Origin of the sequence: Brenneria sp. g21c3, assembly GCF_040240345.1 — a bacterium.
Taxonomy (GTDB): Bacteria; Pseudomonadota; Gammaproteobacteria; order Enterobacterales; family Enterobacteriaceae; genus Brenneria.
In genome coordinates this window covers 491610-515112 of the sequence record NZ_JBEIAB010000001.1, presented here as the reverse complement: position 1 = coordinate 515112, position 23503 = coordinate 491610, and the positions used below count along the sequence as shown (strand labels likewise).

The window sequence follows — 23503 nt, the reverse complement described above, 5'->3', positions numbered from 1 at the left end:
GGTTAGGAAAAACGCATAACAACGATGGCGATGAAAAAGTTGCTCATAGCGTCGCTGCTGTTTAGCAGCGCCACCGTATACGGTGCAGACGGGTTCGTAGTGAAGGACATTCATTTCGAGGGCCTGCAACGGGTTGCCGTCGGAGCGGCACTACTCAGTATGCCAGTGCGCGTTGGCGATACCGTCAGCGATGATGATATCGGTAATACCATCCGTGCTTTGTTCGCGACCGGAAATTTTGAAGATGTTCGTGTCCTGCGCGACGGCGAAACGCTGATTGTGCAGGTCAAGGAACGTCCGACAATCGCCAGCCTGACGTTTTCCGGCAATAAGTCGGTAAAAGACGACATGCTGAAACAGAACCTGGATGCGAGCGGCGTGCGAGTCGGCGAAGCGCTGGATCGCACGGCGCTTTCCAGTATCGAAAAAGGACTGGAAGATTTCTATTACAGCGTCGGCAAATACAGCGCGTCGGTCAAAGCCGTGGTTACGCCGTTGCCGCGTAACCGTGTTGATTTGAAGCTGGTGTTTACCGAAGGGGTTTCCGCCAAGATTCAGCAGATCAACATCGTCGGCAATAAGGCGTTCGGCACCGATGAGCTGATTTCCCATTTCCAACTGCGCGATGAAGTGCCGTGGTGGAACGTGGTCGGCGATCGTAAATACCAGAAACAGAAACTTTCCGGCGACCTGGAAACGCTGCGCAGTTTTTATCTGGATCGCGGTTATGCGCGCTTCAGCATCGATTCCACGCAGGTGAGTCTGACGCCCGATAAAAAAGGCATCTACATCACCATTAACCTGACCGAAGGCGATCAATACAAGCTTTCCGGCGTTGCGGTTAAAGGGAATCTGGCCGGTCACTCCGCGGAAATCGAAGGTCTGACGAAAATCGAACCGGGCGAGCTGTATAACGGCACCAAAGTTACCCGCATGGAAGAGGACATCAAAAAGCTGTTAGGCCGCTATGGCTATGCCTATCCGCGCGTGGTCACCCAGCCTGAAATCAATGATGCCGATAAGACGGTCAAGCTGGATATCAATGTCGACGCCGGTAACCGTTTTTCCGTGCGCCGTATCCGCTTCGAGGGCAACGACACGTCCAAGGACTCCGTTCTGCGTCGTGAAATGCGCCAGATGGAAGGCGGCTGGCTGGGTAACGATTTGGTCGAGCAGGGTAAAGAGCGTCTGAACCGGCTGGGCTACTTCGAAAGCGTCGATGTCGAAACGCAACGCGTTCCCGGCACCGCCGATCAGGTTGATGTGACGTATAAGGTCAAAGAACGCAACACCGGTACATTCAACTTCGGCGTGGGCTTCGGCACGGAAAGCGGCGTGAGTTTCCAGGCCGGCGTTCAGCAGGATAACTGGCTGGGTACCGGGAATTCCGTCGGTATCAACGGGACGAAAAACGACTACCAGAGCTATGTCGAGCTGTCCCTGACCGATCCGTACTTTACGGTTGACGGCGTCAGCCTCGGCGGTCGTATTTTCTATAACAAGTTTGAAGCCTACGACGCCGATTTGTCCGACTACACTAACGCCAGTTACGGCATCGGCAGTACATTAGGCTTCCCGATCAACGAGAACAACTCGCTGCGTCTGGGGCTGGATTACGTTCACAACGACCTGTCGGATATGAAACCGCAGGTGGCGATGTGGCGCTATCTGAATTCCGTCGATGTTAAGCCGGAAGTGGTTGATGAAGGGAATAAATCCAGCGCCGATTTCAAAGCGAACGATTTCTTCCTGAACACCGGCTGGTCGTACAATAATCTGGACCGCGGCTATTTCCCGACCAAGGGGACGCGGGCGTCGGCCAACGCTAAAGTGACGATTCCCGGTTCGGACAACGAATACTATAAATTGACGTTTGATTCGGCGAGCTATTATCCGTTAAGCGACAGCGGCCTCTGGGTCGGCATGGTCCGCGCCCGCGCCGGTTACGCCGATGGTTTGGGCGGTAAGGAAGTGCCGTTCTACGATAACTTCTATGCCGGCGGTTCGAGCACCGTGCGCGGCTTCCAGTCCAATACCATCGGGCCGAAGGCGGCGTATTATAAATGCAACGGTCAAACATCTTATGCCGATTGTCCGATCGATAAAGACAATCTGGACGATGCGGTGGGCGGTAACGCCATGGCGGTGTTGAGCGCGGAGCTGATTGTGCCGACGCCGTTTATCAGCGAGAAATACACCAGCTCGGTGCGGACGTCGTTCTTTGTCGACGGCGGTACGGTATGGGATAGCAACTGGGAAAACACGCAGGCGACCATTGATGCGGGTGTTCCTGATTACAGCAAACCGGGCAACTTCCGCATTTCCAGCGGGATCGCCCTGCAATGGATGTCTCCGCTTGGGCCATTGGTGTTCTCCTATGCCCAGCCGGTTAAAAAGTACGATGGGGACAAGTCGGAACAGTTCCAGTTTAATATTGGCAAAACCTGGTAATGTAACGTCGTTAGATCGTATATGGCAGGTTGCATCGGCGTATGTCGTGTCCAGGGGCTGATGGCTTTGCCCGCATGATGACGCCATGCACATCAAAATGTGCTCAGGCACAAACAGGTCAGGTTGAGGAGTTTATAGTGAAAAAGTGGTTGTGTGCTGCAGGTCTCGGTTTAGCATTGGCGGCTTCGGCCGGCGTTCAGGCTGCCGACAAGATTGCCGTCGTTAACGTATCCAGCATTTTCCAGCAGTTGCCGCAGCGTGACACGGTGGCTCGTCAGTTGGAAAATGAATTCAAAGGCCGTGCGTCCGAATTGCAATCCATGGAAAAAGATCTGCAAACTAAAATGCAAAAATTGCAGCGCGACGGCTCTACCATGAAGGCGAGCGAACGCAGCAAAATGGAAAAAGACATCATGGCCCAGCGCGATCAGTTCTCCGCCAAAGCACAGGCGTTTGATCAGGATAATCGTCGCCGTCAGATGGAAGAACGTAATAAAATCCTGAGCCGTATTCAGGACGCGGTGAAATCCGTTGCCAGCAAAGAAGGTTATGATGTGGTGATCGATGCCAACGCGGTAGCTTATTCCGCCAATGCCAAAGACATTACCGCCGACGTGCTGAAACAGGTTAAATAATTCATGTATTCGATTCGACTGGATGCGTTGGCACAACAGTTGGATGCGCAATTACACGGTGACGGCAGCATTGTCGTCACCGGCGTTGCTTCTATGCATTCAGCAAAGTCCGGGCAGATTACTTTCCTATCCGACAGTCGCTATCGTGAGCAATTGGCGGAGACCAAAGCCTCGGCTATCGTGCTGACGGAAGCGGATTTACCTTACTGTCAGGTCGCGGCGCTGGTGGTTAAAAATCCCTATCTGACGTATGCGCGTATGGCGCAGTTGATGGATACCACGCCGGCTCCGGCTACGGATATCGCGCCCAGCGCGGTTGTCGCGCAGGATGCGGCCCTGGGGCGGAATGTGTCTATCGGGGCGAATGCCGTTATCGAGTCCGGCGTGCAGCTGGGCGATAACGTCAGCATCGGCCCTGGCTGTTTTATTGGCAAGAACGCGCGTCTTGGCGCCGGAACCCGCTTATGGGCGAACGTCACGGTTTATCATAACGTCGAGATGGGCGAAAAGTGTTTGATTCAGTCGGGAGCGGTCATCGGTTCCGACGGTTTTGGTTATGCCAACGATCGCGGCAACTGGGTGAAGATCCCTCAGTTAGGTTCGGTCAGAATCGGCGATCGGGTCGAGATCGGCGCGAGTACCACGATCGACCGCGGCGCATTGGATGATACGATCATTGGTGATGGCGTCATCATTGATAACCAATGCCAGATTGCGCACAACGTGGTGATTGGCGACAATACGGCAGTCGCCGGCGGCGTTATCATGGCCGGCAGCCTGAAAATCGGTCGCTATTGCATGATCGGCGGGGCCAGCGTGATCAACGGTCACATGGAAATCTGCGATAAGGTTACGGTGACGGGAATGGGCATGGTGATGAGACCGATCACCGAACCTGGGGTATACTCTTCAGGCATTCCTTTGCAGCCCAATAAAGTTTGGCGCAAGACCGCCGCGCTGGTGATGAATATTGACGATATAAGCAAGCGGTTAAAAGCCGTTGAGCGGAAGGTCGATAAAAGCTAAACCACCGGCGTTGCGTCTGATTAGGTGCAAACGCATAGTCTGGATGTAAATGAAAGGTCCGGGTGTGAGAAAGTCGTGCTCTGTTATTGAATAGCGTCAGCGCACCTGCGTACTAATCCTTATTTGCGGCCTGCCTGAAGATCCCCTTTTGGGTCTGAGCAGGCCGTGTTGTTGATGGCATCAGTTTTATGGACAGGAAGAGTATTTTGACTACTGACACTCATACTCTGCATATTGAAGAGATTTTAGAATTATTACCGCACCGCTTCCCGTTTTTACTGGTTGACCGTGTACTTGATTTTGAAGAAGGAAAATTCTTACGGGCGGTGAAAAACGTCTCTTTTAACGAACCTTTCTTTCAAGGACACTTCCCGGGCAAACCTATTTTTCCGGGCGTATTGATTCTGGAAGCAATGGCGCAGGCAACGGGTATTCTGGCGTTTAAAAGCGTCGGCAAGCTTGAGCCTGGCGAACTGTACTACTTTGCGGCAATTGATGAAGCGCGTTTTAAACGCCCTGTAGAGCCAGGGGATCAGATGATCCTTGAGGTTGAATTCATAAAAGAGCGTCGCGGCGTTGCACGTTTTAAAGGCGTTGCTAAAGTAGATGGCGAGATCGCCTGTGAAGCGTCAATGATGTGTGCTCGTCGTCGGGAGGCCTGATACCGTGATTGATCAAACCGCCTTTGTTCATCCTAGCTCGATTGTTGAAGACGGTGCCGTCATTGGCGCTGGCGTACATATCGGCCCATTCTGCTATATCGGTTCTCAGGTTGAGATCGGTGCGGGTACTGTGTTGAAGTCGCATGTTGTGGTTAATGGCGTCACCAAAATTGGCCGCGACAACGAAATCTATCAGTTCGCCTCCATTGGCGAAGTGAATCAGGATCTGAAATATGCAGGAGAGCCGACTCGCGTCGAGATCGGCGATCGTAACCGTATTCGTGAGAGCGTTACCATTCATCGCGCTACGGAACAGGGCGGGGGGGTGACCAAAGTCGGCAGCGACAATCTGTTTATGGTCAATACGCATATCGCGCATGACTGTATTATCGGCAACCGCTGTATTTTTGCCAATAATGCGACGCTCGGCGGACACGTTTCCGTTGATGATTTCGCCATTATCGGCGGTATGACGGCGGTGCATCAGTTCTGTATCATCGGCGCTCATGTCATGGTCGGCGGATGTTCCGGCGTTGCGCAGGACGTTCCTCCTTACGTTATCGCGCAGGGAAATCACGCCACGCCGTTTGGTTTGAATATTGAAGGATTAAAGCGCCGCGGTTTTGAGAAAAACACGCAGCACGCTATCCGCAATGTCTACAAACTGATTTACCGCAGCGGTAAAACGCTGGACGAGGTAAAACCGGAAATTGAAGCGCTGGCGCAGCAACATCCGGCCGTGCAGGCATTTGTTGATTTCTTCGCGCGTTCCACCCGCGGTATCATCCGTTAATCTATGTCGCGTCCCCTGGTTATCGGATTGGTTGCCGGAGAAACCTCCGGCGACATTCTCGGCGCCGGATTGATCCGCGCGCTTAAAGAAAAAGTACCCGACGCCCGCTTTGTCGGCGTCGCCGGGCCGCGTATGCAGGCCGAAGGTTGTGAAGCCTGGTATGAGATGGAAGAGCTGGCGGTGATGGGCATTGTGGAAGTGCTTGAGCGTTTGCCGCGTTTGCTCAACATTCGACGGGACTTAACCCGGCGTTTTAGCGAACTGAAGCCGGATGTTTTTGTCGGCATCGACGCGCCGGATTTTAATATCACGCTGGAAGGCAATCTGAAACGGCGCGGTATCAGCACGATTCACTATGTCAGCCCGTCCGTTTGGGCCTGGCGTCAAAAACGCGTTTTCAAAATAGGTAAGTCGACCAATCTGGTTCTGGCATTTCTTCCTTTTGAAAAAGCATTTTACGATCGTTTTCACGTTCCCTGCCGCTTTATCGGTCATACCATGGCCGATGCCATGCCGTTGCACCCGGACAAACAGGCCGCCAGAGCAACCCTGGGGATCCGAGCCGATGCCCGCTGTCTGGCGCTGCTGCCCGGCAGTCGGGGCGCGGAAGTGGATATGCTCAGCGATGTCTTTTTGCGTACCGCAACGCTGCTGCGCCAGCGTTTTCCCGATCTGGAAATTGTGGCGCCGCTGGTCAACGGCAAACGCCGTGAACAGTTTGAACGGATAAAAGATAGCGTCGCGCCCGATCTGCCGGTACGTATTCTGGACGGGCAGGCGCGTGAAGCGATGGTGGCCAGCGATGCGACTTTGCTGGCTTCGGGAACCGCCGCGCTGGAATGTATGCTGGCGAAATGCCCGATGGTAGTGGGTTATCGCATGAAGCCCTTTACATTCTGGCTGGCGCAGAAGCTGGTAAAAACCCCCTGGGTCTCCCTGCCTAATCTGCTGGCCGGCAGAGAGCTGGTGACGGAACTGCTGCAAACGGATTGCACGCCGGATAAACTGGCGGCGGCGTTGACGCCCTGGCTGGCGGATGAGCATAAAATCGCCGAGTTGCGGGCCACATTTCTGGATTTGCACCGGCAGATTCGCTGTAATGCCGACGAGCAGGCTGCGCAGGCCGTATTGGAATTGATAAAATCATGAGTGATGCATTTATCTACCCGCAGGCGTATTGCCGTATCGCGGGTATTGATGAAGTCGGGCGCGGGCCGTTGGTGGGCGCCGTCGTCACCGCCGCGGTGATTCTCGATCCCGCCAGGCCGATCGTCGGGTTGGCGGACTCGAAACAGCTAAGCGAAAAACGCCGGCTGGCGCTCTATGATGAAATAAAAGAGAAAGCGCTGTGCTGGAGTCTGGGACGGGCTGAACCTGAAGAGATTGATCGGTTGAATATTTTGCATGCCACCATGCTGGCGATGCAGCGGGCGGTGGCCGGTCTGTCATTGGCGCCGGACTTTGCGCTGATCGATGGTAATCGTTGTCCCCACTTGCCGATGCCGGCGCAGGCGGTGGTGAAGGGCGACAGCCGTGTGGCGGAGATTAGCGCGGCCTCGATTATGGCGAAGGTGACGCGCGATCGTGAAATGGTCGCACTGGACAAGCTTTTCCCGGATTATGGTTTCGCCAAACACAAAGGCTATCCGACCGCTTTCCACCTGGAGAAACTGGCGGCGCTGGGCGCTACCGCGTTTCATCGCCGCAGTTTTGCGCCGGTTAAACGGGCGCTGGGATTAGCGTGAAATACCACCATCGTTGATGTAGCCTGCTGGTTCCGGGTATTGCGGTTCCGACATTCGTCGCCGTTGCTGGCGACCGGCCGTCTTGGCGCAGGCGCGGGATGCGGGCATGACGATAACCAGGGGCGTCATTGAGCTCATCATTAACTTTCACTGCGGCGATAATCTTCATTACCGCGTTGACTAATCGATAAATTCTGGGATCTGGATATGGCCGAACCACGTTTTGTTCACCTGCGTGTTCACAGTGACTATTCCATGATCGATGGGCTGGCAAAGGTCGGGCCGCTGGTAAAAAAAGCGGCGGCGCTGGGCATGCCGGCGCTGGCGATTACCGATTTCACCAACCTTTGCGGGCTGGTCAAGTTCTATGGCGGCGCTCACGGCGCGGGTATTAAGCCCATTGTCGGCGCAGATTTCTATGTCGCGAGCGAAGAATTGGGCGATGAACTGGCTCAGCTCACGATCCTGGCGATGGATAATGAGGGTTACCAGAATCTTACGCTGCTGATTTCCCACGCTTATCAGCGTGGTTACGGGGCGGAAGGGCCGACGATCGATCGCGACTGGCTGATTGAATACCGCAATGGCTTGTTGCTGCTATCCGGCGGCCGCAACGGCGACATCGGCAAATTCCTGCTGCGCGGCAATCAGACGCAAGCCGAACAGAGTCTGGCTTTTTACCAGCAACATTTCCCTGATTGTTATTATCTGGAGCTGATCCGTACCGGACGTCCGGATGAAGAAAGCTATCTGCACGCCGCGGTGGAGCTGGCGACCAAATACAACTTGCCGGTGGTGGCGACCAATGATGTGCGTTTCATCAGCGAAGAGGATTTCGATGCGCACGAAATCCGTGTGGCCATTCATGACGGCTATACGCTGGACGATCCCAAACGGCCGCGAAATTACAGTCCGCAGCAGTACATGCGCACGGAAGATGAGATGTGCGAACTGTTTGCCGACATTCCCGAAGCGTTGGTCAACAGCGTTGAAATAGCCAAACGCTGTAACGTGACCATCCGCTTAGGCGAATATTTCCTGCCGCAGTTCCCCACCGGCGATATGTCCACTGAGGATTATCTGGTCAAACGCGCCAAAGAGGGGTTGGAAGAGCGTCTGGAATTTTTGTTCCCCGATCCGGAAGATCGGGCGGCCAAGCGCCCTGCATATGATGAACGCCTGGAGATCGAACTTCAGGTGATCAACCAGATGGGGTTCCCCGGTTACTTCCTGATCGTGATGGAGTTTATCCAGTGGTCGAAGGACAATGACGTACCCGTCGGGCCGGGACGAGGGTCGGGCGCCGGTTCGCTGGTGGCCTACTCGCTGAAAATCACCGATCTGGACCCGCTGGAATTCGACCTGCTGTTCGAACGATTCCTCAACCCGGAGCGTGTCTCCATGCCCGACTTCGACGTCGACTTCTGCATGGAAAAACGCGACAGGGTGATCGATCACGTCGCCGATATGTACGGTCGCGATGCGGTATCGCAGATCATTACCTTCGGTACCATGGCCGCCAAAGCGGTGATCCGCGATGTGGGCCGGGTGCTCGGGCATCCCTATGGTTTTGTCGATCGCATTTCCAAACTGGTGCCGCCCGATCCGGGGATGACGCTGGAAAAAGCGTTCGCGGCTGAACCGCAACTGCCCGAAATCTATGAGGCGGATGAGGAAGTCAGAGCCTTAATCGATATGGCGCGCAAGCTGGAAGGCGTGACGCGTAATGCGGGGAAACATGCGGGCGGGGTGGTTATCTCCCCGACCAAGATCACTGATTTTGCGCCGCTGTATTGCGATGCGGAAGGCAACCACCCGGTTACCCAGTTCGATAAAAGCGACGTTGAATATGCCGGTCTGGTGAAGTTCGACTTCCTGGGACTGCGTACGCTGACCATCATCGACTGGGCGCTGGAGATGATCAACGCGCGGCGCGCCAGGCAGGGGCTTGAGCCGATCGATATCGCCGCCATCCCGCTGGATGACAAGAAGAGCTTCGACATGCTGCAACGCTCGGAGACCACGGCGGTATTCCAGCTTGAATCGCGCGGCATGAAAGATTTGATCAAGCGCCTGAAGCCCGACTGCTTTGAAGATATGATCGCGCTGGTGGCCCTGTTCCGGCCCGGCCCGTTGCAGTCCGGCATGGTGGATAACTTCATCGACCGTAAGCACGGTCGGGAAGCGATTTCCTATCCCGACATCGAGTGGCAACATGAGTCGCTGAAACCGGTGCTGGAACCGACCTATGGTATTATCCTGTATCAGGAACAGGTGATGCAGATCGCCCAGGTGCTGGCGGGCTATACGCTGGGCGGCGCGGATATGCTGCGCCGCGCCATGGGTAAGAAAAAGCCGGAAGAGATGGCGAAGCAGCGCTCGGTGTTTAAAGAGGGCTCGGAAAGGATGGGCATCGACGGCGAACTGTCGATGAAAATCTTCGACCTGGTGGAAAAATTCGCCGGTTACGGGTTTAACAAGTCGCACTCCGCCGCCTATGCGTTGGTGTCTTATCAGACCTTGTGGTTAAAGGCGCACTATCCGGCCGAGTTTATGGCCGCGGTGATGACCGCCGATATGGATAACACCGATAAAGTGGTGGGTCTGGTGGATGAATGCTGGCGTATGGGATTGAAAATCCTGCCGCCGGATATTAACAGCGGACTTTATCATTTCCATGTGAATGATGACGGCGAGATCGTTTACGGTATCGGCGCGATCAAGGGCGTGGGCGAAGGGCCGATTGAAGCCATTATCGAGGCGCGCAATCAGGGCGGCTACTTCAGGGAACTGTTCGATCTCTGCGCTCGTACCGACATCAAGAAACTGAATCGTCGGGTGCTGGAAAAGCTGATTATGTCCGGGGCGTTCGATCGTCTGGGGCCGCATCGCGCCGCGCTGATGAATTCGCTGGGCGATGCGCTGAAAGCGGCCGATCAGCATGCCAAGGCCGAGGCCATCGGCCAGGTGGATATGTTCGGCGTGCTGGCCGATGCGCCCGAGCAGGTCGAGCAGTCTTACAGTACGGTTCCGCCCTGGCCGGAACAGGTGGTGCTGGACGGCGAGCGGGAAACGCTGGGGCTGTATCTGACCGGCCACCCGATCACCCAATATATTAAGGAAATAGAACGTTATGCCGGCGGCGTACGTTTAAAAGATATGCACCCGACGGAGCGGGGCAAAATGACCACGGCCGTCGGCCTGGTGCTGGCGGCCCGGGTCATGGTGACCAAGCGGGGAAACCGGATTGGCGTTTGTACGCTGGACGATCGTTCCGGTCGTCTGGAAATTATGCTGTTCACCGATGCGCTGGATAAATACCAGCATTTATTGGAAAAAGACCGTATCCTGATCGCCAGCGGACAGGTCAGCTTTGATGACTTCAGCGGCGGACTTAAAATGACCGTCCGGGAGTTAATGGATATCAGCGAAGCGCGGGAAAAATATGCGCGCGGGCTTGCTATCTCGCTGACTGACAGGCAAATTGATGACCAGCTATTAAACCGTCTCCGTCAATCGTTGGAACCACATCGTTCGGGGACGATCCCAGTGAACCTCTATTACCAGCGTGAAGATGCGCGCGCTCGGTTGCGTTTCGGTGCGGCATGGCGGATAACGCCGACCGATTCGTTGCTAAATGATCTGCGCTCGTTAGTGGGTAATGAACAGGTGGAACTGGAATTTGACTAATATAGGAATACTATGAGTCTGAATTTTCTTGATTTTGAGCAGCCGATTGCAGAGTTGGAAGCGAAAATTGACTCGCTGACCGCAGTCAGCCGTCAAGACGAAAAATTGGATATTAATCTGGACGAAGAAGTTCAGCGTCTGCGTGAGAAGAGCGTTGAACTGACGCGCAAGATTTTCTCCGATCTGGGCGCCTGGCAAGTCGCCCAGTTGGCGCGTCATCCGCAGCGTCCTTATACGCTGGATTACATCAAACATATCTTTACTGATTTTGATGAGCTGGCGGGCGATCGCGCTTATGCCGACGACAAAGCGATTGTCGGCGGCATCGCGCGCCTGGACGGGCGTCCGGTGATGATCATCGGTCATCAGAAAGGGCGTGAAACCAAAGAAAAAATTCGCCGTAATTTTGGTATGCCGGCGCCGGAAGGCTATCGCAAAGCGCTGCGTCTGATGGAAATGGCGGAACGCTTTAAATTACCGATCATTACGTTTATCGATACGCCGGGCGCTTATCCGGGCGTCGGGGCGGAAGAGCGCGGCCAGTCCGAAGCTATTGCGCGCAACCTGCGGGAAATGTCTTGCCTGCGAGTGCCTATCGTCTGTACCGTGATCGGCGAAGGCGGCTCCGGCGGCGCGCTGGCGATTGGCGTCGGCGACAAGATCAACATGCTGCAATACAGCACCTACTCGGTGATTTCGCCGGAGGGCTGCGCCTCTATTCTGTGGAAAAGCGCGGACAAGGCGCCGCTGGCCGCGGAAGCGATGGGCATCACCGCGCCGCGCTTGAAAGAGCTGAAGATGATTGACAGCGTTATCCCTGAACCGTTGGGATCCGCGCACCGCGACGTGGCGGCGATGGCCGAATCGTTGAAAGCGCAGTTGCTGTCCGATCTTCAGGATCTGGATGCGCTGGATGAAGAAGAGTTGCTTAATCGTCGCTATCAGCGTCTGATGAATTACGGCTACTGCTGATCTGTTCATCGAATAGTCATCCAAAGGTCCGCTGTCAGCAATGAGAGCGGACTTTTTGCTATGATTTTTCCGGCGCGGTTTGAAGCGCGCCAATCCACCGATCAATCGCTGCGATTTGCAGACGACCTGGCCCGAACATCATCAATCAACGTGGGAAGCTATGCTGAAACTCATTGATACGCATCACATTGCAATTATTGCTTCGGACTATCAGCGTAGTAAGGCTTTTTACTGCGGGGTGCTGGGTTTTACGCTGATTAATGAGGTGTATCGCAGCGCGCGCGATTCCTGGAAAGGGGATTTGGCGTTGAACGGGCGCTATGCCATTGAACTGTTTTCATTTCCGGAACCGCCGCCTCGCGTCAGCCGCCCCGAAGCCTGCGGTCTGCGCCATCTGGCCTTTTCGGTTGAAAGCGTGGAACAGGCTATCGCCACGCTGACGCAGGCGGGGGTGGTTTGCGAGCCGGTGCGCGTCGATCCTGAAACGCAGCGGCGCTTTACCTTCTTTAGCGATCCGGACGGATTGCCTTTAGAACTGTACGAGATTTGACGCCGTGAACAGCCCCCAGCCTGACGACCTGTTACTGACTTCGCTTGCTGCGCAAACCGCCGGATATCGGCGCTTCCTGGTGGCTTACAGCGGGGGGATGGATTCCAGCGTGCTGCTGCATCTGATGGCGGCGTTACGTCAACGCCGTCCTATTGACGTGCGCGCGGCTTACGTGCATCACGGCTTGAGTCCGCTGGCGGATAGCTGGGCCGAACATTGTCGGCGGCAGTGTCGGCAGTGGCGGGTGCCGTTTACCCGGCTCGACGTCACGGTCGATGCGCAACATGGGGGAATTGAAGCGGCGGCCAGGGAGGCGCGTTATCGGGCGCTGCATGATCATTTGCGGGATGATGAGGTTTTACTGACGGCGCAGCACCTTGACGATCAAAGTGAAACCTTTTTACTGGCGCTCAAACGCGGCAGCGGTCCCGCCGGGCTTTCCGCCATGGCCGCAGTGACAACATCAGGCAATCATCCGCTGCTGCGGCCGTTGCTCGGTTTTTCTCGCCGACAGTTGGAAGCCTATGCGCGTTTCCATCAACTCACCTGGGTCGAGGATGACAGCAATCAGGATGAACGCTTCGATCGTAACTTTCTGCGCCGGCGCGTTCTCCCTCTGCTAACCGAACGTTGGCCGCATTTTCCGGCGGCGGCGGCGCGCAGCGCGCAGCTATGCGCCGAACAGGAACAACTGCTTGATGAACTGCTGGCCGAGTCATTACGGGCGTTGTGTCGCCCGGATGGCGCCCTGAGCATCGACGGGCTGGCGCCGCTCAGTCCGGTGCGGCGATTTGCGTTGCTGCGTCGTTGGCTGGCGGAACGGGGCGTGCAGATGCCCGCCCGCGATCAACTGCAACGGTTGTGGCAGGAGGTTGCCGTCAGCCGGCAGGACGCCGACCCGGCGCTACGGCTCAACCAATGGCAGATCAGACGATTTCGTCAGCATCTTTATGCGTTGCCGCTGATGCAATCGTTGAAAGAATGCGTATTAAGCTGGCAACCGCTCTCCGGGCCGCTGGCGTTGCCCGATGGGGCCGGCGTGTTATCGCTGGCGGCAGACGGCACGCGGGTACGGCGGCCGGGGGCGGCGGAGCAGGTCAGTATTCGCTTCAGCGCCGCGGGGCGCATACATCGAGTGGGACGGGCCGGCGGCCGGTCGCTGAAAAAACTCTGGCAAGAGCTGGGGGTGCCGCCGTGGTGGCGCGATCGGACGCCGTTGGTTTTCTATAACGACCAGTTGATTGCGGCGCTTGATCGGTTTGTCACCCTGGAAGGTCAGGCGCAAGAGGGGCTGCCTGACTGGCATATTGACTGGGTGAAATGAAAACGGACGACAAGCGTCGTCCGTTTGAGAGAGAAGCCGAGAAAAATCAGGATTCGCTGACCACCACTTTCCCGATTCCCGGGTGGCTGAAGCTGACGATGTGATCGAGACGAAGCTCGCGCGTCGAGCCGGACTCTTCGATCACCAAATATTCAACGTGTTTACGCGAGATCATGTCGCTGGCTTTGCCGATAACGGTTTCACCATTACGCAGCTCCAGCGTCAGGATCAAATTCTGCTGGCAGGTGGCCTCCAGATTATCGTAATCATCACAGTTGATGGGTTGATATTCGTTACTCATTGACATAATCGCTCACCAATAAGTTAGCAGCGGCATAAGCCGCCTGTTCCCTGACAGAGGACGGCAGTTCGTCGTTGGCGGCAATGCCATCCAGGGTTTTCAATACACAACCCAGCGAGTCGGGTATATAGCCCAGATCGCCGCTGGCGATCTCCGCGTATACGCGGCGTACTAATTCACAGTATTCTTGCACTATATCCTCCCCTGAAAGTTTAACCCGGTAGACATTCATGCATCCTCGTGTTACTGCGACAGATGTTGTAAACCTACGAAGATAAACTCTATTTATCAAATCGACTATAGCATAGGCTCAATCAGGATATCAGTATTCCAATCACGCCGTTGCGTCATTGCGATCGCCTTTGCTGTGAGGATGGGCCTAACTCAAGTACACTGTGCGCGGATAAATATGAGGTAACAGATGGCATTAAAAGCAACGGTGTACAAAGCGGCGATCAATATTGCGGACATGGATCGCCATTTTTTCTATGACGCTAGCCTGACTATCGCCCAGCACCCTTCAGAGACGGAGCAGCGGATGATGTTGCGTTTACTGGCCTGGATCTGTCATGCGGATGAGAATTTACGCTTCACCAAAGGGTTAAGCGCGGATGATGAGCCGGAAATCTGGTTGCGTAACGACACGCTGGAGCTGGAGCAGTGGATCGAACTGGGGTTGCCGGATGAAAAACGATTAAAAAAAGCCTGTAGCCTGTCCCGTTCCGTCGTGCTGTATGCCTATAACGAACGCGCGGCGCAGGTCTGGCGGCAAAGTATCGCCGGCAAAGTCGCGGGCTATAAAAACCTGACGATATATTTTATTAACGACAATCAACTCTCGCAACTCGCCACTTTAGCCAAGAGAAATATGACGTTACAGGCTACATTACAGGAAGGCACCATCTGGTTGTCGGATAGTGAGAATAGTCTGGAAATCACTTTTGCCGACTGGCAAATCGCGCATCAAGAGGAATGATTACGCGCGGCGTTGATGAACAGTAGAATAATTTATCAGTAAAATAACTGGCTATAAAAACAGGCCAATCCTGCGGGAGAATAATAGTGAAGAAACTGGCGATTGGTGCGCTGCTGGTTGCGGTCATATCTGTACTGATTGGGTGTCACACTCGTTCGCTGATGCAGGAAGAACCATTAAAACCGATGGCGCAGAGCTATCGCGGCATATTGCCTTGCGCTGATTGTGAAGGCATTGAAACGTCGTTATTTTTGTCCAAAGACGGCACTTTTATTTTGCGGGAACATTATCAGACGACGCGCGAGGGAACGACCACCTTTGCTGAGTACGGCCAGTGGCGACGTACGGCGGACAAACTGGTGTTAACCGATAGCCGTGGCGACAAACGTTATTTTCGTCCGCAGGGAAACGATCTGGAGATGCTGGATCAAGAGGGTATTCCCATTGATTCCCCGCATTCTTACCGGTTGAACGCCACCGATCTGGCTTTGCCGGATACGCCGATGCCGATGAAGGGGATGTACCGTTATATGGCCGATGCCGCCGTGTTTGCTGATTGCGCCACGGGAAAAACGTTTGCGGTGGCGCATGACGCCACGCTGGAACGGCAATATATGACGGTCAGCACGGAGGCGGGCGCGCCGGTATTTATGGAGTTTAGCGCGCATTTCGCCGTGCTTCCCGCCATGGAGAAAGGCAAGCTGACGACAGCGCTGGTGCCGGACGGCGGCAAGGCCCGGATGAATACGCGACAGCATTGCGATCCCATTTCGGAATAACCCTGAGGGATAAAAAAGGCGCTGAGTTTTCAGCGCCTTTTTTGTTGCGGTAAGCAATATCGCTACAGCATCTTCTTCAGGCGATAGAGCCAGTCCAGCGCCTGGCGCGGCGTCAAAGTATCGGGGTCGATAGACTCCAGGGCTTCGACGGCGGGCGACGGTTCTTCATTGCCCAGCAGCGTAAGCTGTGCGCCGTCGATATGGCTTGTCGAGGCGTTGTTCGACAGGGTTTCCAGCTCTTTCAGCTTTTTCCGCGCCCGTTTAATAACATCTTTCGGCACGCCGGCCAGCGCCGCAACGGCTAATCCATAGCTTTTGCTGGCCGCGCCGTCCTGTACGCTGTGCATGAATGCGATGGTATCGCCATGCTCCAGCGCATCCAGATGAACGTTCGCCACCCCTTCCATTTTTTCCGGCAAATTGGTGAGTTCAAAATAGTGGGTGGCGAACAGCGTCATGGCTTTGATCTTGTTGGCCAGGTTCTCCGCACAGGCCCAGGCCAGCGACAGGCCGTCATAGGTCGAGGTGCCGCGGCCGATTTCATCCATCAATACCAGACTGTTTTCCGTCGCGTTATGCAGAATATTGGCGGTTTCCGTCATTTCCACCATAAAGGTTGAACGGCCGGAGGCCAGATCGTCAGCCGCGCCGACGCGGGTGAAAATACGGTCGACAGGGCCGATAACCGCCTGATCCGCCGGAACGAAACAGCCAATGTGCGCCATCAGTACGATTAACGCCGCCTGACGCATATAGGTGCTTTTCCCCCCCATATTGGGGCCGGTGATAATCAGCATACGGCGCTGCGGCGACAGCGACAGCGGGTTGGAAATGAAAGGCTCGCTGAGAACTTGCTCCACCACCGGGTGACGCCCGCCGATGATTTTGATGCCGGGTTTATCGCTGAGCGTCGGACACGCATAATTCAGCGTATAGGCGCGTTCCGCCAGATTAGCCAGCACATCCAGTTCGGCCAGGGCCGACGCGCTCTGTTGCAGCGCCGCCAGGTGCGGCAGCAACAGATCGAACAATTCGTCATAGAGCGCTTTTTCCAGCGCCAGCGCCTTGCCTTTGGAGGTCAGCACCTTGTCTTCGTATTCTTTCAGCTCAGGGATGATATAGCGTTCGGCGTTTTTCAACGTCTGGCGGCGGACATAATGTATCGGCACCAGATGGCTTTGGCCGCGGCTGACCTGAATGTAATAACCATGTACGCCATTAAAGCCGACCTTGAGCGTATCAATGCCCAGCTTTTCACGTTCGCGGATCTCCAGCTTGTCCAGATAATCGCTGGCGCCATCCGCCAGCGCCCGCCATTCATCCAGTTCCGTATTGTAGCCCGGCGCGATAACGCCGCCGTCGCGCACCAGCACTGGCGGCGCTTCCACTACCGCGCGTTCAAGTAAATCGCGCAGTTCGTCAAACTGTCCAATCTGCTCGATAAGCTGACGAATATAGTCGGTTGCCAGCGGCGCCAGCAGCGCGCGGATATCGGGAAGCTGTTGAAAGGCGTGACGCATGCGCGCCAAATCGCGCGGGCGGGCGGATCGCAGCGCCAGACGCGCCAGAATGCGTTCCAAATCGCCGACCTGTCGCAGATAAGGCTGTAATTCCGCGGCAAGATCCTGCAATGCGCCGATGGACTGCTGACGGTGGGTCAGCGTATTCATGTCGCGGCTGGGCATATGCAGCCAGCGCTTTAGCATACGGCTGCCCATTGGCGTGACCGTACAGTCCAGCACCGCGGCCAGCGTATTTTCCGTACCGCCGGACAGGTTTTGCGTCAGTTCCAGGTTGCGCCGCGTGGCGGCATCCATAATGATGCCGTCCTGCTGGCGTTCCATGGTGATGCCGCGGATATGGGGCAACGAGGTGCGCTGCGTATCCTTGGCGTATTGCAACAAACAGCCGGCGGCGCGCAGCGCGAGTTTCGCCTGTTCAACGCCGAATCCGGTCAGGTCGCGGGTGCCGAATTGCAGATTTAACTGCTGGCGGGCGGTGTCCAGCTCGAACTCCCAGAGTGGACGACGGCGCAACCCATGTCGATGTTCAATCAACGACATGGATTCAAAAGATTCGGGGTAGAGCAGTTCCGCCGGATTGGTTCGTTGCAGCTCCGCCACCATCGTTTCCTGATCGGCCGGTTCGGTCACGCGGAAACGGCCAGAGCTGATATCCAGCGTAGCGTAGCCAAAGCCGCGGCCGTCCTGCCAGATGGCGGCTAACAGATTGTCCTGTTTTTCTTGCAGCAGCGCTTCATCACTGATGGTGCCGGGCGTCACGATGCGCACCACTTTACGCTCGACCGGCCCTTTACTGGTCGCGGGATCGCCGATCTGTTCGCAAATAGCGACCGATTCGCCCAACTGCACCAGCTTCGCCAGATAGTTCTCGACGGAATGGTGGGGAACGCCGGCCATCGGAATGGGTTCGCCCGCTGAAGCCCCTCGCTTGGTCAGCGAGATATCTAACAGCTGGGATGCCCGTTTGGCATCGTCATAGAACAACTCATAAAAGTCGCCCATACGGTAAAACAGCAGAATTTCCGGATGCTGCGCCTTCAGCTTGAAGTACTGCTGCATCATCGGCGTGTGGGCGGTGAAGTCCTTATCGGTAGACTCAGTCATATTGATTTTACTCGGTTTTTACTCTGTCTGTTAGCTCGAAAGGGCGCTGGTAAAAGGGTCGAACACCGTATCTTACCACCGACGACCCCCGTTCTTCACCTGTAAGAGACAGGGTGAAAAACAGCGCAATCCAGAATACCGGATTCAGCGACGGATTGATTGCGGCAGACGCGGCGCCTGCGGCGGTAAGGCATCCCAGGAAGTTATCAGAGCCACGATTGGAAATGTATCTGATTTTGCCAATATCGGTCAGGCCCGCGAAACGGCTCGCAATTTTAATGCGCGTATGGCGCAGGAAGCGCCGTCCGGGGATTCATTAAGTACGACTACTGGAAGAGGGACTGCGCTCCAGCATTTGCCGTTCGCGTATCCGGCCTGCTTCGCACTCTTTTTGTGCATTATTGTTGATTTTTTGCGCTAATGGCGCTGCGGCTGACGCTGACGGCGAAGATAATCCTCTGATTTAGTTTGCTTTGTAATATGGCGCGCTTTTTGCTTATTAAATCGACCACCCGTTGAAAATACTTTGTTCCCTTTCGTCCAGACAGAGGTTTCCTGCAATGGAATTGAAATGGTTTGAAGATTTCCTCAGTGTCTCACGTTGCTACAGTTTCACTCGTGCGGCCAATGAGCGCCATATTACGCAATCGGCCCTGAGTCGCCGTATTCGCCAGTTGGAAGAGTGGCTCGGCGTGCCGTTATTCGACCGTAAAACCTATCCGGTGACCTTGACGCCGGAAGGGCAGGCGTTTCTGGCTACCGCCAACGAAACCGTATTCGCCATGGCGCATTTACGCAGCAATATGAGTCAGCGCTACGAGAAGCGTACCGCCGTGATGCGTTTTGCCATGCTTAATACCCTATCGCTGACCTTTTTCCCCGAATGGTTTAAGCGTATCAACAGCCAGCAGTGCATGGGCTATATCCGTTTGTGCGATCAAAAGCCGACGTTTGTCGAACATATCTCTTTGCTGCACAGCGGCGAAACCGATTTTCTGCTGACGTACGCCCATGATTCCGTTTCGCTGATCAAGCAGCTTTCCGCTTATCCCATGCTGACGCTGGGCGCCGAGCGGGCGATTGCGGTTTGTCGCCCCGACGGCCGGGGACGGCCGCTTTATCCCATCGGTTTTTCACGCGAGGCCGTTCCCTGGCTGAGCTATGGCAAGCACTCGTTTTTTGCCCATGCGCTGGCGCAAATGCTGAGCGTCAAGCCGCTGCCGCTGGAGACGATTTATGAAAACGGCATGTCGATTAACCTTAAGGCGATGGCGCTGTCCGGCAATGGCGTCGCCTGGCTGCCGGAAAGCCTGGTGAAGGAAGAGCTCGCCGGCGGTGAGCTGGTGCGCGCGGGCGACAGCCACTGGGACGTGCCGCTGGATATTCGTTTGTACCGACAGCCGGCGCTGCGCAACCGGCAGAGTGAAGCGTTCTGGCGGCTTGCCGCGGCTTCGCTTCAGCCCGAGCTGGCGGTGGGGTAACCCTTCCTCCCGCTTTTCCTTCGCCTGCGTTCCGCGTCCGTCTGTTATTCGTCGCCATGATTGATGCCGATTCGAAGACGGTTTCGTATGCCGCAATACCGCCATTTTTATACGCGCCCGCCGTTTTGTCCGATGCGGCGCACGCCTTCGCCGCTTCCCCTCGGGCCATTTTGAGTCCGCCGTTTCCTCAACCTGATTTTTTACGCCGGATAACGGTAAAAACCGGCAACGGCCCTGCATTCGTGATCAAGAGCCAGGGACGCCCATCATAAAAATTCACCGACGGATGGACGCCAAACTATGAATTTTTGGAATGGGGAGTGTGAATTGCTCATTGGCATTGCCGCTTGTTTTTGTCGCATGCTGAAGACCTCCGGGGCCTGATGCGCCCGTCGTCCCACCCAACGGTAAATTCTGGGGATTGTCATGCAAAATAAAGAGTTAGTCTGGAAATTGGTGGATGAAAGCAAGGCTGAATTTTGCGACCTGAGCGATCGCGTCTGGGGGATGCCGGAAATCTGTTATACGGAATATCGCTCGGTCGCCGAGCACACGGCGATGCTGAAAAAACAAGGTTTCCGCGTGACCGAGAACGTGGCCGACATTCCGACCGCGGTGATGGGAGAAGCGGGAGAAGGCGGCCCGATCATCGCCATTCTGGGCGAATACGACGCCTTGCCGGGGCTGAGCCAGGCATCCGGCGTCGCCAGGCCGTGTCCGCTGCCGGGCGACGGCAACGGACACGGCTGCGGCCACAATCTGCTGGGTTCGGCGGCGATGCTGGCCGCGACGGCGATAAAAGCGTGGCTGGCGCAAACCGGCCGTCCGGGACGGGTGCGTTATTACGGCTGTCCGGCGGAAGAGGGCGGGGCGGCCAAGTCATTTATGGTGCGTGCCGGCGCGTTTGACGGCGTGGACATCGCCATTACCTGGCATCCCAACGCCCATCATGAAGTGGCGAAGCCGCGCTCGCTGGCCAATACCCGCATGGATTTTCGTTTTACCGGCCGTTCCTCGCATGCCGCCGCCTCGCCCCATCTGGGCCGCAGCGCGCTGGATGCCGTCGAACTGATGAATGTCGGCGTTCAGTTCCTGCGTGAACACGTGCCGCAGGATTGCCGTATTCACTACGCGATGCTCGATTCCGGCGGTATCGCCCCGAATGTCGTGCAGGCCAAAGCCGCCGTTCGTTACGCGATTCGCGCCCGCGATGTTCACACCATGTTCGATCTCAACGAACGGGTAAAACGCGTGGCCAACGGCGCCGCCATGATGACGGATACCCAGGTGGACATCAGCATCATGAGCGCCGTCGCCAATTTGCTCGGCAACCGCCCGCTGGAAGAGGCGATGCAACGCAATTTCGATGCGCTGGGGCCGGTGCCGTTCGACGATGCCGATAGGGCTTTCGCCGCGGAAATCCAGGCCACGCTGAGCCAGGAAGAGATCGCCAGCGATTATCGCCGCGCCGGTATGAAGCCGGCCGAATTAAAACCGCTCAGCGATTACATCATTCCGCTGGACGTACACGGCGAAATCATGATCGGCTCCACCGACGTCGGCGACGTCAGTTGGGTGATCCCCACCGTGCAGGCGCATGTGCCGACGATGGCTATCGGTACGCCGGGCCATTCCTGGCAACTGACCGCTCAGGGAAAAATGCCTGCCGCGCACAAAGGGCTGGCGCATGTCGCCAAAATCATGGCCGCTACCGCTCTCGACGCGCTGACGGACGAGGCGCTGCTGGCGCGGGTGAAGGCGGCCCACGTCAAACAGACGGAGGAAACGCCTTACCGCTGTCCTATCCCGGCCGAGGTCAAACCGCCTATTCAGCCGCGCCCGGAAAACCTTTAATCCTTTCTTTTGCAACAGGCTGGAGTACGTTCGATGATAAAACTCAATACGATTACCGCAGCATTGGTGTTTTCCGGCGCGATCGGCACGGCCGTCCATGCCGCCACGCCGCCGGACTCGCTGGTGATGGCGTGGAATATCGACGCCATCAGTACCTGGGATCCGGCGCAGATTGGCGAAGTGGTCACCAATGAAATTGTGCTGAATACCTGCGATTCGCTGGTCAAGTTTGACGCCCAGGACGAAAAAAAGGTCGCCCCCCATCTGGCGAAAAGCTGGGAGGTGTCGCCGGATCATCAGCAGATCACCTTTCATTTGCAGGATAATCTGAAGTTTCCCGACGGATCGCCGGCCACGGCGGGCGATCTCGCCTGGTCGATGCAGCGCGTCGTGAAACTGGGTTACGGTAACGCCGCCGCCATCACCGAATACGGCTTCAGCAAGGAAAACGTCGACCAGACGATCGTCGCGTCGGATGATAAAACGCTGATCCTGAAGCTGGATAAGCCTTATCCCACCAATCTGGTGTTGCAGGCCATCGCCGCGAACGTTGTCTCTACCTTGCAGAATCGCAAACTGCTGGAAAAAGAGGCGGTGAACGGCGACTTCGGTCATAAATATCTCTCCACCCGCACCGCCTGCGTCGGCCCCTATCAACTGGTGCGCTGGAACGCCGGCGAAGGCGTGGTGTTGCAGGCGACGGAGCATTACTGGTCGACGCCGCCGGCGCTGAAACGCGTGTTGATTCGCCATGTGGCGGAAACCGGCACCCAGCGCTTGTTGCTGACGCAGGGGGATGTGGACGTGGCGCGCGATCTTTCCGCCGACGATCTGAAAACGCTGGATGAAGGCGGCAGGGTCAATGTGGTGAAGGTGCTGAAGCCGCAGCTCTTTTTCTGGACCTTTAATAACGAAGATCCGATCTTCAAAAACGAGAAAGTCCGTCTGGCGATGCGTTATCTGATCGACTACGACGGCCTGGCGAAAAACGTGATGCCTTACCTAGGCGTTCCCCGCGCCAGCTTCGCTCAGATCGGCGCGTTCGGCGCGCTGGATGAACAACAGGGCCAGCCCTTCAAACTGGATCTGGAAAAAGCCAAACAGTTACTGAGCGAGGCCGGCTATCCCAACGGATTTTCCTCCAGCGTGATTTTCGGCACCCTGCCGCACTCCGCGCCTATCGCGCAAAGCATTCAGCAAAATGCCGCCAAAATCGGCGTTACGCTGAAGCTGGAGCGCATGGCGAATGCGCAACTGTTCAGCCGGGCGCGCGGGCGTGAGTTCGCCAGCGCCATGATGGCCTGGCAGACCTCCGTGCCGGATGCCCACGGCAACGCCTCCCGTCTGGTGTTCAATCCGGATAACCGTAAAGAAGCGCGCGCCACGCAGTATCCCAGCTGGCGCGCCGCGTTTTATAACGCGGATTTGAATAAGCAGGTGGAGGCCGCGCTGCTGGAAGCCGATGAAACCCGGCGTATCGAAAAGTATGCCGAGCTTCAGCGCGCCGTGATGGAGCAAGGGCCGATGGCCATTATGTTCCAGATGTATAACACCGCGGGCATCAGTCCGGCGGTGAAGAACTGGACCTGGAATGGTTTCCGCGTTTGGTACAACACCGCAAGCAAATAGCCGGAGGC

General features: G+C 56.0%; 20 protein-coding genes. 16 read left to right on the top strand and 4 right to left on the bottom strand.

The window, feature by feature from the left end:
* Positions 1-24: 24 nt before the first annotated feature.
* The 7 genes from bamA (at position 25) to rnhB (ending at position 7312) form a co-directional block, all read left to right on the top strand.
* Positions 25-2451, top strand: coding sequence for an outer membrane protein assembly factor BamA (gene bamA / locus ABRZ28_RS02280; RefSeq protein ID WP_330519392.1), 2427 nt, complete (start codon positions 25-27; stop codon positions 2449-2451).
* Between the two features lie 137 nt (positions 2452-2588).
* The gene (gene skp / locus ABRZ28_RS02275; RefSeq protein WP_319603629.1) at positions 2589-3086 is read left to right on the top strand and encodes a molecular chaperone Skp; all 498 of its coding nucleotides are present in this window, start codon (positions 2589-2591) and stop codon (positions 3084-3086) included.
* Between the two features lie 3 nt (positions 3087-3089).
* Entirely contained in the window at positions 3090-4112 is a 1023-nt protein-coding gene (lpxD, locus tag ABRZ28_RS02270; protein WP_319603628.1) for a UDP-3-O-(3-hydroxymyristoyl)glucosamine N-acyltransferase, read from the top strand.
* A gap of 188 nt (positions 4113-4300) precedes the next feature.
* A complete protein-coding gene (fabZ, locus tag ABRZ28_RS02265; protein ID WP_183092042.1) occupies positions 4301-4774 on the top strand; it encodes a 3-hydroxyacyl-ACP dehydratase FabZ in 474 nt (157 codons plus the stop codon).
* 4 nt (positions 4775-4778) lie between these two features.
* A complete protein-coding gene (gene lpxA, locus ABRZ28_RS02260; protein ID WP_330519391.1) occupies positions 4779-5567 on the top strand; it encodes an acyl-ACP--UDP-N-acetylglucosamine O-acyltransferase in 789 nt (262 codons plus the stop codon).
* A gap of 3 nt (positions 5568-5570) precedes the next feature.
* Positions 5571-6716, top strand: a complete 1146-nt coding sequence (gene lpxB, locus ABRZ28_RS02255) for a lipid-A-disaccharide synthase (protein WP_330519390.1) — start codon at positions 5571-5573, stop codon at positions 6714-6716.
* Positions 6713-7312, top strand: coding sequence for a ribonuclease HII (gene rnhB, locus ABRZ28_RS02250; RefSeq protein ID WP_330519389.1), 600 nt, complete (start codon positions 6713-6715; stop codon positions 7310-7312). Before lpxB ends, rnhB begins: the two co-directional genes overlap by 4 nt.
* Here rnhB and ABRZ28_RS02245 read toward each other — a convergent pair.
* Entirely contained in the window at positions 7304-7441 is a 138-nt protein-coding gene (locus ABRZ28_RS02245) for a hypothetical protein (RefSeq protein ID WP_319603624.1), read from the bottom strand. The genes rnhB and ABRZ28_RS02245 overlap by 9 nt on opposite strands.
* Before the next feature lie 78 nt (positions 7442-7519).
* Between ABRZ28_RS02245 and dnaE the strand changes: the two genes are divergently transcribed.
* From dnaE to tilS, 4 genes are all read left to right on the top strand, one after another.
* Positions 7520-11002, top strand: coding sequence for a DNA polymerase III subunit alpha (gene dnaE, locus ABRZ28_RS02240; RefSeq protein WP_319603623.1), 3483 nt, complete (start codon positions 7520-7522; stop codon positions 11000-11002).
* Between the two features lie 12 nt (positions 11003-11014).
* Positions 11015-11974, top strand: a complete 960-nt coding sequence (gene accA, locus ABRZ28_RS02235; RefSeq protein ID WP_319603622.1) for an acetyl-CoA carboxylase carboxyl transferase subunit alpha — start codon at positions 11015-11017, stop codon at positions 11972-11974.
* Between the two features lie 160 nt (positions 11975-12134).
* The gene (locus tag ABRZ28_RS02230; protein WP_330519388.1) at positions 12135-12524 is read left to right on the top strand and encodes a VOC family protein; all 390 of its coding nucleotides are present in this window, start codon (positions 12135-12137) and stop codon (positions 12522-12524) included.
* Between the two features lie 4 nt (positions 12525-12528).
* Positions 12529-13848, top strand: coding sequence for a tRNA lysidine(34) synthetase TilS (gene tilS, locus ABRZ28_RS02225; RefSeq protein ID WP_330519387.1), 1320 nt, complete (start codon positions 12529-12531; stop codon positions 13846-13848).
* A gap of 46 nt (positions 13849-13894) precedes the next feature.
* Here tilS and rof read toward each other — a convergent pair whose 3' ends face one another.
* Both rof and ABRZ28_RS02215 read right to left on the bottom strand, forming a co-directional pair.
* A complete protein-coding gene (gene rof / locus ABRZ28_RS02220; RefSeq protein WP_239781973.1) occupies positions 13895-14155 on the bottom strand; it encodes a Rho-binding antiterminator in 261 nt (86 codons plus the stop codon).
* The gene (locus ABRZ28_RS02215) at positions 14142-14342 is read right to left on the bottom strand and encodes a YaeP family protein (protein ID WP_319603619.1); all 201 of its coding nucleotides are present in this window, start codon (positions 14340-14342) and stop codon (positions 14142-14144) included. The genes rof and ABRZ28_RS02215 overlap by 14 nt, the downstream gene beginning before the upstream one ends.
* Positions 14343-14570: 228 nt before the next feature.
* On the opposite strand from ABRZ28_RS02215, the gene ABRZ28_RS02210 reads away from it, so the two are divergent.
* Together ABRZ28_RS02210 and nlpE are read left to right on the top strand one after the other, a co-directional pair.
* Positions 14571-15125: a YaeQ family protein gene (locus ABRZ28_RS02210; protein ID WP_319603618.1), complete on the top strand. Its 555-nt coding sequence runs from the start codon at positions 14571-14573 to the stop codon at positions 15123-15125.
* An 86-nt stretch (positions 15126-15211) separates the two neighbouring features.
* Complete coding sequence (gene nlpE / locus ABRZ28_RS02205) at positions 15212-15904, top strand: envelope stress response activation lipoprotein NlpE (protein ID WP_319603617.1); 693 nt, start codon at positions 15212-15214, stop codon at positions 15902-15904.
* Between the two features lie 62 nt (positions 15905-15966).
* Here nlpE and mutS read toward each other — a convergent pair whose 3' ends face one another.
* Positions 15967-18531: a DNA mismatch repair protein MutS gene (gene mutS, locus ABRZ28_RS02200; RefSeq protein WP_330519386.1), complete on the bottom strand. Its 2565-nt coding sequence runs from the start codon at positions 18529-18531 to the stop codon at positions 15967-15969.
* Between the two features lie 560 nt (positions 18532-19091).
* Between mutS and ABRZ28_RS02195 the strand changes: the two genes are divergently transcribed.
* From ABRZ28_RS02195 to ABRZ28_RS02185, 3 genes are all read left to right on the top strand, one after another.
* The gene (locus tag ABRZ28_RS02195) at positions 19092-20012 is read left to right on the top strand and encodes a LysR family transcriptional regulator (RefSeq protein WP_319603614.1); all 921 of its coding nucleotides are present in this window, start codon (positions 19092-19094) and stop codon (positions 20010-20012) included.
* Between the two features lie 426 nt (positions 20013-20438).
* Positions 20439-21866 (top strand): M20 family metallopeptidase, encoded by a 1428-nt coding sequence (locus tag ABRZ28_RS02190; RefSeq protein WP_330519385.1) that lies wholly within the window; start codon positions 20439-20441, stop codon positions 21864-21866.
* 33 nt (positions 21867-21899) lie between these two features.
* A complete protein-coding gene (locus tag ABRZ28_RS02185) occupies positions 21900-23495 on the top strand; it encodes an ABC transporter substrate-binding protein (RefSeq protein ID WP_330519384.1) in 1596 nt (531 codons plus the stop codon).
* Positions 23496-23503 lie beyond the last annotated feature (8 nt).

Bases quoted from the DNA above. Each gene is read 5' to 3' on its own strand.
- bamA (WP_330519392.1), top strand. From the start codon at position 25: ATGGCGATGAAAAAGTTGCTCATAGCGTCGCTGCTGTTTAGCAGCGCC.
- lpxD (WP_319603628.1), top strand. From the start codon at position 3,090: ATGTATTCGATTCGACTGGATGCGTTGGCACAACAGTTGGATGCGCAA.
- fabZ (WP_183092042.1), top strand. From the start codon at position 4,301: ATGGACAGGAAGAGTATTTTGACTACTGACACTCATACTCTGCATATT.
- lpxB (WP_330519390.1), top strand. From the start codon at position 5,571: ATGTCGCGTCCCCTGGTTATCGGATTGGTTGCCGGAGAAACCTCCGGC.
- rnhB (WP_330519389.1), top strand. From the start codon at position 6,713: ATGAGTGATGCATTTATCTACCCGCAGGCGTATTGCCGTATCGCGGGT.
- ABRZ28_RS02245 (WP_319603624.1), bottom strand. From the start codon at position 7,441: ATGACGCCCCTGGTTATCGTCATGCCCGCATCCCGCGCCTGCGCCAAG.
- dnaE (WP_319603623.1), top strand. From the start codon at position 7,520: ATGGCCGAACCACGTTTTGTTCACCTGCGTGTTCACAGTGACTATTCC.
- accA (WP_319603622.1), top strand. From the start codon at position 11,015: ATGAGTCTGAATTTTCTTGATTTTGAGCAGCCGATTGCAGAGTTGGAA.
- ABRZ28_RS02230 (WP_330519388.1), top strand. From the start codon at position 12,135: ATGCTGAAACTCATTGATACGCATCACATTGCAATTATTGCTTCGGAC.
- rof (WP_239781973.1), bottom strand. From the start codon at position 14,155: ATGTCAATGAGTAACGAATATCAACCCATCAACTGTGATGATTACGAT.
- ABRZ28_RS02210 (WP_319603618.1), top strand. From the start codon at position 14,571: ATGGCATTAAAAGCAACGGTGTACAAAGCGGCGATCAATATTGCGGAC.
- mutS (WP_330519386.1), bottom strand. From the start codon at position 18,531: ATGACTGAGTCTACCGATAAGGACTTCACCGCCCACACGCCGATGATG.
- ABRZ28_RS02195 (WP_319603614.1), top strand. From the start codon at position 19,092: ATGGAATTGAAATGGTTTGAAGATTTCCTCAGTGTCTCACGTTGCTAC.
- ABRZ28_RS02190 (WP_330519385.1), top strand. From the start codon at position 20,439: ATGCAAAATAAAGAGTTAGTCTGGAAATTGGTGGATGAAAGCAAGGCT.
- ABRZ28_RS02185 (WP_330519384.1), top strand. From the start codon at position 21,900: ATGATAAAACTCAATACGATTACCGCAGCATTGGTGTTTTCCGGCGCG.